The 12,835-nt window shown below is 70.3% G+C and carries 10 protein-coding genes; 6 read left to right on the top strand and 4 right to left on the bottom strand.

Going from position 1 to position 12,835, the window contains the following annotated elements; all coding sequences use genetic code 11:
• Positions 1 to 32: 32 nt before the first annotated feature.
• Positions 33 to 1,457 (top strand): sodium:proton antiporter, encoded by a 1,425-nt coding sequence (locus tag ACYU7G_RS14670; protein ID WP_461109093.1) that lies wholly within the window; start codon positions 33 to 35, stop codon positions 1,455 to 1,457.
• Positions 1,458 to 1,581: 124 nt separating this feature from the next.
• Complete coding sequence (locus ACYU7G_RS14665; protein WP_461109091.1) at positions 1,582 to 2,457, top strand: sigma-70 family RNA polymerase sigma factor; 876 nt, start codon at positions 1,582 to 1,584, stop codon at positions 2,455 to 2,457.
• A 3-nt stretch (positions 2,458 to 2,460) separates the two neighbouring features.
• Here ACYU7G_RS14665 and dnaG read toward each other — a convergent pair whose 3' ends face one another.
• The 3 genes from dnaG to dusB all read right to left on the bottom strand — a co-directional run bounded on the left by dnaG (position 2,461) and on the right by dusB (position 6,670).
• Positions 2,461 to 4,299, bottom strand: a complete 1,839-nt coding sequence (gene dnaG / locus ACYU7G_RS14660) for a DNA primase (RefSeq protein ID WP_461109089.1) — start codon at positions 4,297 to 4,299, stop codon at positions 2,461 to 2,463.
• Positions 4,300 to 4,362: 63 nt separating this feature from the next.
• Positions 4,363 to 5,427: an HD domain-containing protein gene (locus ACYU7G_RS14655; RefSeq protein ID WP_461109616.1), complete on the bottom strand. Its 1,065-nt coding sequence runs from the start codon at positions 5,425 to 5,427 to the stop codon at positions 4,363 to 4,365.
• A gap of 79 nt (positions 5,428 to 5,506) precedes the next feature.
• Positions 5,507 to 6,670: a tRNA dihydrouridine synthase DusB gene (gene dusB, locus ACYU7G_RS14650; RefSeq protein ID WP_461109088.1), complete on the bottom strand. Its 1,164-nt coding sequence runs from the start codon at positions 6,668 to 6,670 to the stop codon at positions 5,507 to 5,509.
• A gap of 98 nt (positions 6,671 to 6,768) precedes the next feature.
• Between dusB and ACYU7G_RS14645 the strand changes: the two genes are divergently transcribed.
• Both ACYU7G_RS14645 and ACYU7G_RS14640 read left to right on the top strand, forming a co-directional pair.
• Complete coding sequence (locus tag ACYU7G_RS14645) at positions 6,769 to 7,554, top strand: alpha/beta fold hydrolase (RefSeq protein ID WP_461109086.1); 786 nt, start codon at positions 6,769 to 6,771, stop codon at positions 7,552 to 7,554.
• A 416-nt stretch (positions 7,555 to 7,970) separates the two neighbouring features.
• Positions 7,971 to 10,031, top strand: coding sequence for a M3 family metallopeptidase (locus ACYU7G_RS14640; protein ID WP_461109084.1), 2,061 nt, complete (start codon positions 7,971 to 7,973; stop codon positions 10,029 to 10,031).
• Between the two features lie 3 nt (positions 10,032 to 10,034).
• On the opposite strand, the gene ACYU7G_RS14635 is transcribed toward ACYU7G_RS14640, so the two are convergent.
• Entirely contained in the window at positions 10,035 to 11,054 is a 1,020-nt protein-coding gene (locus ACYU7G_RS14635) for an N-acetylglucosamine kinase (RefSeq protein ID WP_461109082.1), read from the bottom strand.
• Positions 11,055 to 11,126: 72 nt separating this feature from the next.
• Between ACYU7G_RS14635 and ACYU7G_RS14630 the strand changes: the two genes are divergently transcribed.
• On the top strand, positions 11,127 to 12,047 hold the full coding sequence (locus tag ACYU7G_RS14630) for a MurR/RpiR family transcriptional regulator (protein ID WP_461109080.1): 921 nt from the start codon (positions 11,127 to 11,129) through the stop codon (positions 12,045 to 12,047).
• 20 nt (positions 12,048 to 12,067) lie between these two features.
• Positions 12,068 to 12,835, top strand: a complete 768-nt coding sequence (locus ACYU7G_RS14625) for a sugar isomerase domain-containing protein (protein WP_461109078.1) — start codon at positions 12,068 to 12,070, stop codon at positions 12,833 to 12,835.

Genomic DNA, 12,835 nt, shown 5'->3' with positions numbered 1-12,835 from the left:
CACTAGATTGGCCGAACCGGAAAGGACGAATCGTGCTGCTTGAGACCTCACTGGCGTGGTGGACGGTGATCCCGTTCGTCGTGATGCTGCTGTGCATCGCCGTCCTCCCCCTCATCCCCGCCACCGAACACTGGTGGGACAAGAACCGCAGCAAGCTCGTGGTGGCGCTCGCCCTCGGCATCCCCGTCGCCTTGTTCATGACGGTCCTCGAGGGGCCTTCCCCCGTGGTGCACGCCTTGGTCGAGTACGCCCAGTTCATCATCTTGCTGCTGGCCCTGTTCGTGATCTCCGGCGGCATCCACCTCGGTGGCGACATCGCCGCCCGGCCGGTGACCAACACCAAGTTCATCGCCTTCGGCGCCCTGATCGCCTCCTTCATCGGGACCACCGGGGCCGCGATGCTCCTGGTCCGGCCGCTGTTGAAGACCAACCAGCAGCGCAAGTACCGCGCCCACACCGTGATCTTCTTCATCTTCACCGTCGCCAACGCCGGCGGCCTCCTCACCCCACTGGGTGACCCGCCGCTGTTCCTCGGCATGCTGCGCGGCGTCCCGTTCACGTGGACCCTCACCCTGTTCCCGCAGTGGTTGTTCGTGAACGCGCTGCTGATCCTCAGCTACTACGCCCTGGACAAGGTGCTCTACGAGAAGGAGCCGCCCGCGAACATCATGTGGGACCTCGAAGAGGTCAAGAAGCTCTATGTCCTCGGCCGACGCCACCTGTTCTTCCTCGTCATGGTGGTGCTCGCGGTGGCCCTGGCGCCGTCGATCGACCTGCACGCCATCGAGGCGGGTCACGCCCTGTGGCACCAGTACGTGCCGTGGCGCGAACTGGTGATGCTCGGTGCCGCGGCGCTCTCGCTGGGCCTGGGCAGCAACGAGGTCCGCTACGTCAACAACAAGTTCACCTGGGGTCCGATCCTGGAGGTGGCGGCACTGTTCGTCGGCATCTTCCTCACCATGATCCCTGCACTGCGGGTGCTGGGGCAGCTGGCACCGAAGCTCCCCCTCAACGACGTGACGTTCTTCCTGTTCAGCGGTGGCCTCTCGGCCGTCCTGGACAACGCCCCCACCTACGCCACGTTCTTCGAGATGGCGCAGACCCTCGGCCGGGACGCCACCGGCGTGGAGCTCGTCGCAGGCGTCCCCGTCGGGTTCCTGACCGCGATCAGCCTCGGCTCCGTGTTCTGGGGCGCCATGACCTACATCGGCAACGGTCCCAACTTCATGGTCAAGGCCGTGGCCGAGGACACCGGCGTGAAGATGCCCAGCTTCGGCGGTTACATCGTGTGGTCCTGCCGGTACCTGCTGCCCACGCTGCTGGCGATGATGTGCCTGTTCATCGCAGGCCAGTTGTGGGCCAAGCTGCTGGGCGGCGTGCTGACCCTTGCGATCATCGGGGTGGCTGTGGCGAACCTGCGCAGGGCCGGGAAGCTGGAGACGGCGAAGGCGGCCTGAGTGTTGCCAAATCACGGCCAGGTGTTGTCAGTTCGGCCGAAGGTGTTGGCAACCCGACCCGAGGTGTTGTCGATCCGGGCATGACTCTGGCCCGGCCACCCCTCGGGTGTCCAGACTGCCGTGCATGGCCTTCCTTGATGACCACCTGAAAGCACCGCTCCTGCGCGCCGAGGACGAGGTCGAGCTCGCCCGTCGCATCGAGGCGGGGGTCTATGCCGAGCACCTGCTGCGCGAGGGCACTCGGCCGGACCAACACCTGCTGCGCAAGGTCCGAGACGACGGGCGGGAGGCCTGGCGGGAGCTCTGGATCGCCAACCTGCGCCTCGTGCGCCGCCATGCCATGGACTTCGCCAAACGGCAGTCCCTGCCCGTGGACGACCTGTTCCAGGACGGGTGCATCGGGCTGGCCGAGGCCATGCAGCGCTACGACCACCGGCGAGGCCTGCGCTTCACCACGCTCGCGCACGACTACGTCCGTCACGCCGTCGCCGCCAGCGCGGCGCGCCGCGGGGGGATGCTGGAGGGCCCGCTCCACCGGCAGCGTGTGCGACAGCGGATCCGCAGGGTGGAGGCCGAACGCGGAGAGCTGGGACACCAGGAGCTGGCCGACGTCATCGGCACGAGCCGGCAGGCGGTCGCCATCGCCCAGGTGCACACCGCCCCCATCGACGAGATCCCCAGCGCCCAGGCGGTCTTCCTCGCAGACTTCGACCGGGTCGAGAGCGTGGGCACCGACTTCCTCAACCTGATCTGCGGGGAGGCCGCGGAGTTCCTCCGGCTGCGGTTCGGGATCGAGCGCCCCACCCACAGCCTGCGCGTCCTGGCGCGGCGGCTGGAGGTCTCGGAGTCCACCGCCCGACGGCTGGAGGCGGCCGCGCTGGAGCTCGCCAGGCGCGTGCTGACCGCCGACGACGAACGTTGCCTGCTGCGCACCGACCTCGAGCCCGACCCGACGCTGCAGGCCCTCGGGCCCCGGCTGCTGGCCCTGGCCGCTGCCTGAGGGCTACTCCCCCGCGCTGGCGACGAGGAGTTGCTTGCGCTGCATCTCCAGCTGGGTCAGTTCTGCGAACTGGCTGCGGTGACCGGTCGGGTCCTTGACCGGATCGGTCCGTTGCAGCTTGGACTTGCAGTCGGCGATCTCCCGCACCACGCGTGCGAGTTGCAGCCGGCTGGAGTGGGCCAGCGAGTAGTTCTCGCTGGCCTCCCGCACCAGCGGCTCGACGAGCAGGGCCACCAGGAGCTGGGTGACCAGTTCATTGGGCGCGGCCGCGCGCAGCTGGTCCACCCACCCCTCCACCAGGGGCGTGCTGCTGATCACGCGGAAGACCGCAGCGTAGCCCGGGTGGGTGAAGTCCCCCTCCCGGACACCGTTCCAGGCGGCGTCGAAGGTCAGCGGGTGCTGCAGCATCAGCTTCAGCGTGTCCCGCTCGAGGCGCAGGGAGCGATCATCCGGGTTGGGCCAGTTGACGTCCACCTGGCCCGCCGGCTCCTCCTCCGGCGGCGCCTCCTGCTGCGCGGTGCCGCCACGCTGCCGGTTGGAGATCTCGCGGCGCACGTCCTCGATGTCCATGCCGAGCATGCCCGCCAGCTCGCGCAGGTACTGGCTCACCAGCGAGCCGTCGCGGATGGAGCTGATGAGTCCGGCCGATTCCCGCAGGGCGCTCAGCCTGCCGTCGGCCCGGTCCAGGTCGTAGCCCTCCAGCACGTTGGCCATCACGAACCGGTAGAGGGGCACGCGCCGCCCGACCAGCTCGCGCACGGCGGCGTCACCGTGCTCCAGCCGCAGGTCGCACGGGTCCAGTCCGGTGGGCTCGACGGCGACGTAGGTCTGGGAGATGAAGTTCTGGTCCCCCTTGAACACCTTGAGGGCGGCCTTCTGGCCGGCGGCGTCGCCGTCGAAGGTGAAGATCACCTCGCCGTGGAGGCCGTCGCGGGTTCCCATCAGGCGCTGCAGCAGGCGGGCGTGGTCGTCGCCGAAGGCGGTGCCGCAGCTGGCCACCGCGGTGTCCACGCCGGCCAGGTGGGCGGCCATCACGTCGGTGTAGCCCTCGACGATGACGGCCTGCGAGCGCTTGCCGATGCTCTGGCGCGCGAGGTCCAGGCCGTAGAGCACGTGGGACTTCTTGTAGACCGGCGTCTCCGGGGTGTTGATGTACTTGGCAGGGAGCCGGTCGTCGTCGTAGATGCGGCGGGCACCGAAGCCGAGCACGGATTGGGCGGAGTCCCGGATGGGCCACAGCACCCGTCCGGAGAAGAAGTCCCAACCGTTGTCCCGTACGAGGCCGGCGGCCTTGAGGGTGGCGTCGTCGAAGCCCTTGGCGCGCAGGGTCTGGCCGAGGGCCTTGCCGTGCTTGGGCGCGTACCCCACCCGGAAGTGGAGGGCGGCGCCCCTGTCGAAGCCGCGGCCGTCGAGGAACTGGCGCCCCACGACGCCCTCCGGGGTCTCCAGCTGGGCCGCGAAGAACTCCTCGGCCGCCTCGTTGGCCTCGAGGATGCGTTTGCGCTGGCCCGGGGGCTGGCTCGGCCCGGTGCCGTCGTCGGTGACGCGCAGCACGATGCCCACCCGGTCCGCCAGGACCTGGATGGCCTCGGTGAAGCTGAGGTTCTGCTGGCGCTGGAGGAAGGTGATGACGTCGCCGCCCTCGCCGCAGCCGAAGCAGTAGTAGAAGCCGCGGGAGGGCGTCACGGTGAAGCTCGGGGTTTTCTCGTCGTGGAACGGGCACAGCCCCTTCAGCGAGCCGCCGCCCGCGTTGCGCAGCGCGACGTACTCGGAGACCACCTCGTCGATCCGGACGCGTTCCCGGACCGACGCGATGTCGTCCTCGTTGATGCGTCCAGCCATGGCCGGAAGTCTAGCCCGCGGCGGCCACTCCTCGTACCGCCACCCTTCGCAGCTGTGGAAACCTCAGGCGCCGCGGCCGATCCCCCGCGGCAGCTGGGTGGGGTCCCAGCCCAGGAACTCCTGCGCCCGGTCGAACGCGAACCGGTCCGTCATGCCGCCCACGTAGGTGACGACGCCGTGGACGGCGTCCTCGGTGCGGTAGTCGCTGGGCAGGATGTGCGGGTTCTCGAGGTAGAACTCCACCAGCCCGGTGAGCACCCGAACCACTGTGCGGGACTGCTGCACCGACTCGGGGCGGGTGTAGATGCGTTCGTAGTTGAAGCGGCGCAGCTCGCCCAGCGCCTCACCGGTGTCCCGGTCCATGCCGACGACGCCGCCGTCGGAGGTGGTGCGGATGACGGCGTTGATGAACGTCGCCAACTGGGCGCGACGGGTGGTGCCGGCCACCTCGCGCACGATCTCCGGGATCTCCTGCTCGGTGACGATGCCGGCGAAGATGGCGTCCTCGAGGTCGTGTGCGCAGTAGGCGATCCTGTCCGCCCAGCTCACCAGCTCCCCCTCGATGGTCGACGGCGCGGGCCTGGACCAGGAGTGGTTACGGATGCCGTCGAGCGTCTCGAGGCAGAGGTTGAGGTCCTTCAGCACGACGTCGGCACCCCACGGCCCGTGGTCGTAGCCGCCGGTGATGAACTCGTCGAAGGCGTCCTCGGAGGCGTGCCCACCGGGGCCGTGGCCACAGTCATGGCCCAGCGCCATCGCGTCCACGAGCGCGACGTTGGCACCGACCCCACGTGCCATCGCGACGGCGCACTGGGCCACCTCGATGGCGTGGGTCAGGCGGGTGCGCTGGTGGTCGGTGGGGTAGACCACGACCTGCGTCTTGCCCGCGAGCCTGCGGAAGGCTGCGGAGTGCACGATCCGGTCCCGGTCACGCTCGAAGCAGGTGCGGAACGGGTCCGGCTCCTCCTCGCGGGCCCGGTTCCCGGCGCCGAGGGAGAAGGTGGCGTTCGGGTCCAGCAGGAGACGCTCGGCCTCCTCGCGGCGCTCCCGCACCCGGCTGCCGTCCCCGGCCAGCGCGGCGCTCGAGGTCCGGTGGGCCGTGACGACGTCGTCGCCGTGGCCGTGCATGGTCTGGGCCCAGAGCTTGGTGCGGGGCAGGAGGGTGTCGTTCATGTCGTGGGCAAATCTATCCAATGCCCGGGTGAGGTCAGCCGCCGCTGGTGTCGAGTTCGGCGTCGCCGAGGTCCAGGTCCATGCCGGAGGTGTCGTCGTACCAGCCGTAGGGCACCACCACCTTGGAACGTGGCGTGCCCTGCCGGCCCCGCGGCGTCCCCAGCTCCGAGGTCGGGAAGGCAGCCTCGGCGTCGAGCAGGCCCACCAGTTCCTCCAGCTCGGTCAGGGAGGACACCATTGCGAACCGACGACGCAGCTCCCCCACCGGGTAGCCCTTGAAGTACCAGGCCATGTGCTTGCGGATGTCCACGATCCCGCGCTCGCCCATGATCTCGGTGAGCAGCTGCGCGTGCCGGATGATGGTTCGGCCCACCTCTCCCAGGCTCGGGCGGCTGCGGAAGTGCTGGCCGGTGAACGCGGCCGCGAGGTCTCCGAACAGCCACGGCCGCCCGAGGCAGCCCCTGCCGATGACGACGCCGTCGGCACCCGTCTCGCGCATCATCTGCAGCGCGTCCTCGGCTTCCCAGATGTCACCGTTGCCGAGCACGGGGATGTCCACCTCGGCCTTGAGCGCGGCGATCGTGTCCCAGTTCGCCTCGCCGGAGTAGGCCTGCTGGACGGTGCGTCCGTGCAGCGCGATGGCGGCGGCACCCTCCTCCTGGGCGATGCGGCCGGCGTCGAGGAAGGTGTGGTGGTCCTCGTCGATGCCGATGCGGGTCTTGATGGTGACGGGGACGCCGAACTCGTCGGCGGCCCGGACCGTCTCGCGGACGATGGCGCGCAGCCGGTCCCGCTTGTACGGCAGCACTCCCCCGCCGCCCTTGCGGGTGACCTTGGGCACTGGGCAGCCGAAGTTGAGGTCGATGTGGTCCACGGCGAAGTCCCGGGCCAGGATGCGTGCCGCATCCGCCATCACGTCCGGGTCCACGCCGTAGAGCTGGACCGAGCGGGTGGTCTCACCCGGGTCGAACTGCAGCATGTCGTGGGTCTTGTGGTCCCCCACCACGAGGCCGCGGGACGTGATCATCTCGCACACGTAGAGGCCGGCCCCCTGCTCGCGGCAGAGCTGGCGGTAGGCCGCGTTGGTGACGCCGGCCATGGGAGCCAGCACCACGGGCAGGTCCACGACGACGGCGTCGGCGCGGCTGGGCGCGCTCAACCGCAGCGGGGCGTAGCGGGTGGCGGTCTCGGCGGTCATGTTCCTCCATGGGCGTGTGCAACCCGTCGATTCTACGCCGGGGCCCCGAACTGGCCGAATCCCTTGCGGCCCACCCACCGGGGTGCGACGGTGGAGGCATGACCGACGACGCCGCCCGCGAACCGCTCAACGTCCATCGCTTCGGCAATCCCGACGCCCCGCCGCTGGTGCTGGTGCACGGGCTGACCGACGACGGCACCAACTGGCCCGATGCCGTGTTCAGGTGGGCGTTCCACTGGGACATCCACTCCCCCGACCAGCGCGGCCACGGACTGTCCCCGAGGTTCACCCCGGATGAGGTCGGCCACAGCCAGGAGGTGTGGGTGGAGGACCTCATCGGGCTGCTCCGGGCGCTCGGACGGCCTGCGGTGGTGGTTGGTCACTCCCTGGGCGGTCTGGTGGCACTCCGGGCAGCGCTCGCCGAGCCGTCGCTGGTGCGGGCGCTGGTGCTCGAGGACCCGGCGGCCCCCAGCAACCGGGCGGCCGCGGATCCGGACTTCGTCGCCCACCAGCAGCGTTTCCTGGCGCCGTTCCCCGAACACACCGCCGCCGAGATCGAGCGGATGCGCTCGGCGACCGACTGGTCGGAGACGGAGCTCCTCGCCTGGGCGCAGTCCAAGGCCCGGGTGGACCCGTTGATGATCGAACGGGGCCTGCTCCTGTCAGGGTCCGAGTGGGCCGGGTTGTTCACAGGCTTGGCGGTGCCGACGCTGCTGATGCTGCCGGGTGACCGCGGCATGGGACCGGATCCGAGCTCCTACGACAACCCGCTGGTCACCCGGGTGGAGGTCCCCGGCGCCGGACACTGCGTGCGGCGGGACCGTCCGGAGGAGTTCCACGAGGCGGTGGACGCCTTCCTGGCGCGGCACCGCGACGCCGTCTAGGCCTGTTCGGAGGGCTTGCGCCGCCCCCGGCCTGTCGAAGCTGACGCGCTTGCCGGTGCGCGGGTCGATGATCGGGTCGTCCATGCCCCTGAGCCGTACGACGAGGACGACGAGGACCAGCACGCCCACGACGAGGAGAAGCCAAGCGGGCAGCCCGAACCACGTACCCGTGCCCACGGTCAGCGCCAGAATGCCCGTCGTCACCCCACCAGCGCCGACGAAGCTGAGCAGGACGGTGACAGCCGTGGTCCCCCACTCCGAGGCGCTGCGCGGCACCAGCGACCGGAACAGGCCGACGGGCTCGTGCGGCCCCTCGGACAATTCCCGGTCCGCCAGTTGCCGTGCGAAGGCGGCCATGGGCCCGAACGCCTGCTCCGGAACCTAGATCGCGACGCCACTTCATAGATGCCCTCCCGATGCTGTTTGATGGCGTCATGAACAACCCGCTGCTGCAGCCGTCCGAACTGCCGTTCCAGCTGCCCGACTACGCCAACCTGAGCGACGCCCACGTCCGCGAAGCCATCAGCATCGGGATGGCCGAGCAGCTCAACACCCTCGACGCGCTCGCCACCAACCCACACATCCCCACTGTGGCCAACACCCTCGAGGACTGGGAGCGCAGCGGCGCCACGCTGAATCGCGCGATGAACGCGTTCTGGGTGGCCAAGGCCGCGGACACGAATCCCGAGCGCGACGCCATCGAGGAGGAGTTCGCCCCCAAGCTGGCCGCCCATGCCGATGCGATCCTCCTGGACGCCCGCCTCTACGAGCGGCTGCTCGAGCTCAAGGACCGCGCCGAGCGGGGCGAGATCGAACTCGACGCCCAGGATGCCCACCTGGTCGAGGAGCACCTGCGCGCCTTCCGACGCGGCGGCATCACCCTCGCAGACGACCAGAAGGCACGACTCCGCGAGCTGAACGTGGAGCTGGCCACGCTCTCGGCCCAGTTCCAGGAGCTGCTCGTCGCCGGCCGCAACGCCGCCGGCGTGCACGTCACCGACGTCTCGGAACTCGACGGGCTCTCCGACGACGACCGCGCCTCCGCCCGGGCCTCAGCCGAGGCCGCCGGGCTGGAGGGCTGGCTGCTGGACATCGTCAACACCACGGGACAGCCGGCGCTGGAGGACCTCAAGAACCGGGGACTGCGCGAGCGCGTCTTCCGCGCCTCCGTGGGCCGGGGGCTCGCCGGGGAGCACGACACCCGCGCGCTGGCGATCCGCATGGCCCGCCTGAGGCACGAGCGGGCCGTCCTGCTCGGTTTCGAGCACCACGCCGCCTACGTCGCGGACGACGGCTGCGCCCGCACCACCGAGGCCGTGAACGCGCTGCTGGCGCAGGTGGCGCCCGGGGTCCGGGAACTCGTCGAGCGGGAGGCCGTGGAGTTGCAGGCCCTGCTGGAGGCCGATGAGCCCGGGGCCGGCCTCGAGCCGTGGGACTGGCAGTACTACGCGGCCCGGGCTGCGGCGGCCAACGCCGTCGACCAGCAGGCCCTGCGCCCCTACCTGGAGTTCGAGCGCGTCCTCCGGGAAGGCGTCTTCGCCGCCGCCACGGCCCTGTACGGGATCACGTTCCACGAGCGCCCCGAACTGGTGGGCTACACCCCCGACGCCCGGGTCTTCGAGGTCCGGGAGGATGACGGGACGGTCCTGGGTGCCGTCGTCATCGACCCGTTCACGCGCCCCACCAAGCAGGGCGGCGCCTGGATGACCAGCATCGTGGACCAATCGGACCTGTTCGGCGACCTGCCGGTGGTGACCAACACCTGCAACTTCCCGAAGCCCGCACCGGGCTCCCCGAGCCTGCTCACCTGGGACAACGTGATCACGCTGTTCCACGAGTTCGGCCATGACCTGCACGGGCTCCTGTCCGACGTCCGCTACGCCTCCCTGTCCGGGACAGCGGTGCCGACGGACTTCGTGGAGTTCCCCTCGCAGGTGAACGAGATCTGGGCGTGGGAGCCCGCACTGCTGGAGCGCTACGCGGTGCACCACGCCACCGGTGAACCGATTCCGTCGGAGTGGGTGGAACGACTCGTGGCCGGACGCCGCCAGGGCATCGGGTACGAGACGTTCGAGACGGTGGCGGCCCAGTTGCTGGACCAGGCCTGGCACCAGAGCCCGCCCGACGGGTTGCCCGCCACCCCCGAGGAGGTCGAGACGTTCGAGGCCCGGGCGCTGGAGGAGGCCGGTGTCAACTTCCCGCTGGTGCCGCCCCGCTACCGCAGCGCCTACTTCGCCCACATCTTCGCCGGCGGCTACGGCGCGGCCTACTACTCCTACCTGTGGTCCGAGGTGATGGATGCCGACACCGTCGCGTGGTTCCGGGAGGCCGGGGGCCTCTCCCGCGAAACCGGCGAACGGTTCCGGCGCCGGCTGCTGGCCCCTGGCGGCTCCGTCGAGGCGATGGACTCCTACCGGGACTTCCGCGGGTCCGACCCGGACGTCCGCCACCTGCTGGAGCGCTTCGGCCTGGAGTGAGCCTCAGCCGCGGTGCGCGGCGACGGTCCCCGCAATGCGCTCGAACACCGCCGCGTCCACGTCGGCACCCAGTTCCCGCAGTGCCAGTACACAGGCCCCGACCACACCGTCGACCACCGGCACCAGGCCAGCCACGGGCAGGACGTCGCCCATGGCCTTGCCGAGCCGGTCCCGCAGTCCGGCAGGACCGGCCAGCAGGCCGCCCGCCACGATGACCGGCCCGGGCACCCCGGAGGCCATCGCGGTCCGCAGGGTGGTGGCGAGCCCCGCGGCGGCCTCGTCGAGGATCCCTGAGGCCACCGGGTCCTCCGGCACGTCGAAGGCGAGCGAGGCGTGGCGCGCCAGCCGCACGGGCAGTTCGGCGTAGGACGCGATCCCGATCTCGTGCACCAGGCGCGACCGCCCATTGGCCGCGTCCATTTCGCCCGCCAGGTCACCCAGCCCCATGGCGGCGACCAGCAGGGGCGTGAGGGCGGTGGCCGGGCCGGTGCCGTCGAGATGGGCCAGGACCGCGCGCACCACGCGCTGCCCCACCCAGAAACCGGAGCCGATGTCCCCCAGCAACCAGCCGAGCCCGTCGACGGAGCGGACGTTGCGCCCGCCCTCGACCCGGAGCGCGACCGCGCCGGTGCCGGCCACGAGGACGCAGCCGTCACCCTCGTGGGTGCCGGAGCAGAACGCGGCCAGACCGTCGGCCTCCAGCCTGATCCGGGCCTCTATGCCGCGCTGGGCGAGGGACTGCGAGACGAGGCGGAGGAACTCTGGCCGGTGGCCGCCTCCGGCGGCGGCGACCAGCACCAGAGCGACCGCGTCCCCACCGGTCTCGGCCTGCTCCAGCGCGGCCAGTGCGCTGGCGACGACGGCACCCGCCGCATCGGCGTCGGCAGTGGACAGCGGGTTCGCGGAACCTGCGAAACCAAGGCCCCAACACGTGCCGTCCGGGGCAACCGCGGCAGTTCTGCAGGAAGTCCCCCCGGCGTCGACCGCGAGCACTAGTGTTGGCGCGGGCAATTGTTCGCCCATCAGGTTGACACCCCCCTACGCCTGAAAGTATGTTTCACGTAGTCAGCCTACAGACGAACAGGAATTTCCGCCATGGAATCCGAACCGGTTGTCACCGGGGCACCGAGCCCAGAGTTCGGGTTGCTCGCGCGGGTCCAGGCCGCCCTGCCGAACCTGTCGCCGTCGATGGCCAAGATCGCCCACCTGCTGCTCGAGAACCCCGAACTTCCGCTGTCCCTGTCAATCACGGAACTGGCCGAGCGCGCGGGGACGTCCCCGCCCACGGTCACGAGGTTCTGCCGGCAACTCGGCTACGGCGGCTACGTCCCCCTCCGCGTGGGCGTGGCCGCAGACCTGGGACGCTCGGACGCGCAGAGCGAGTTCGTCCACGAGCTGGGCCGGACGTTCGACCCGGACGAGAGCAGTTCCGCCCTGCTGAAGACGCTGCGCCTGAGCCACATCAACTCGATCCAGGCCGCGGCGGACCTGATCGACCTGGACAACTTCGAGGCCGCCGCGAACGCCGTCGCCGGCAGCACGCACGTCGACATCTACGGTGTGGCCGGCAGCGCAACGGTGGCGCACAGCCTGCACGACCGGTTGTACCGGATCGGCGTGAACACCCACTACTGGTCCGAGGTGCACCACGGACTGATGAGCGCGTCACTGCTGGGCCCCGGCACCGCCGCCATCGGCATCTCCAACTCCGGCAGGACCGCCGAGGTGCTGGGGATGCTCGGCGCGGCCAAGGACGCCGGGGCCACCACCATCGCACTGTCCAGCGACCCGCAGGCACCGCTGACCGAGCTCGCAGACATCTACCTGCGCACCTCACCGCCGGACCAGTTCTTCAGCGCCGGCGGCATCGCCGCCCAGACCGTGCAGATGTTCGCCTGCAACGTCTTGTACATGCTGGTGGCCAAGGCCACCTACTCGCGGACCCAGGAGTCACTGGCCCGCAGCGCCTCGGTCATCGAGAACCACACCAGACCACGCCGTCGCCCACAACCCTGAGCCGTCCACAAGGAGAACCGATGCACGAACTGACCACCTCGTTCGCCGAAGAGGTCACCAGCCGTCTGCGAGCACTCGACGCGGACGCCGCCGCGGGCCGCTTCGACGCGGCCGTCGAGATCATGGTGGACACGTTCGCGCGGGACGGGGTGCTGCACGCCTTCGGCACCGGCCACTCGGAGGCCTTCGCGATGGAGATCGCCGGACGCGCCGGCGGCTTCATCCCCACCCACCACATGACCCAGAAGGACCTGTTCTTCCTGGGCGGCCGCACCAGCGTCAGCGACCTGGGTGGCGCGGAGCTGGAGCGTGACGACACCACCGCCGACCAGCTCTACGACCTCTACGAGATCCACCCCACCGACGCCCTGGTGATCGCCTCCAACTCCGGAGCGAACGGCTCGACGGTGGGGCTGGCCCTTCGCGCCCGGGCCGAGGGACTCCCCGTGATCGCCGTGACCAGCCTGGACCACAGCTCGCGGGTGACCTCCAAGCACAGCTCGGGCAAGCGCCTGTTCGAGGTGGCCGACGTCGTCATCGACAACCACGCCCCCTACGGCGACGCGACCCTGGAGATCACCGAGGGCCTGAAGGTGGGCCCGGTCTCCTCCCTGACGGCCGCCTACATCGCCCAACTGCTGACCATCGAGACGGCCGCGCGGCTGCAGGCGGCCGGCACCCTGCCGCCGATGTTCATCTCGGCCAACATCCCGGGCGGGGACGAGCACAACAGCGTGCTGCAGGACCGGTTCGGGGCACGGATCCGACCCCACCTCTTCCGGGACTGA

The sequence above is a fragment of the Tessaracoccus terricola genome, assembly GCF_054776555.1.
This window is presented reverse-complemented; position numbering and strand designations above follow the sequence as displayed.

Bases quoted from the DNA above. Each gene is read 5' to 3' on its own strand.
- ACYU7G_RS14630 (WP_461109080.1), top strand. From the start codon at position 11,127: ATGGAATCCGAACCGGTTGTCACCGGGGCACCGAGCCCAGAGTTCGGG.
- ACYU7G_RS14655 (WP_461109616.1), bottom strand. From the start codon at position 5,427: ATGCACGGCCACGGCGACGACGTCGTCACGGCCCACCGGACCTCGAGC.
- ACYU7G_RS14635 (WP_461109082.1), bottom strand. From the start codon at position 11,054: ATGGGCGAACAATTGCCCGCGCCAACACTAGTGCTCGCGGTCGACGCC.
- ACYU7G_RS14645 (WP_461109086.1), top strand. From the start codon at position 6,769: ATGACCGACGACGCCGCCCGCGAACCGCTCAACGTCCATCGCTTCGGC.
- ACYU7G_RS14640 (WP_461109084.1), top strand. From the start codon at position 7,971: ATGCTGTTTGATGGCGTCATGAACAACCCGCTGCTGCAGCCGTCCGAA.
- dnaG (WP_461109089.1), bottom strand. From the start codon at position 4,299: ATGGCTGGACGCATCAACGAGGACGACATCGCGTCGGTCCGGGAACGC.
- ACYU7G_RS14665 (WP_461109091.1), top strand. From the start codon at position 1,582: ATGGCCTTCCTTGATGACCACCTGAAAGCACCGCTCCTGCGCGCCGAG.
- dusB (WP_461109088.1), bottom strand. From the start codon at position 6,670: ATGACCGCCGAGACCGCCACCCGCTACGCCCCGCTGCGGTTGAGCGCG.
- ACYU7G_RS14625 (WP_461109078.1), top strand. From the start codon at position 12,068: ATGCACGAACTGACCACCTCGTTCGCCGAAGAGGTCACCAGCCGTCTG.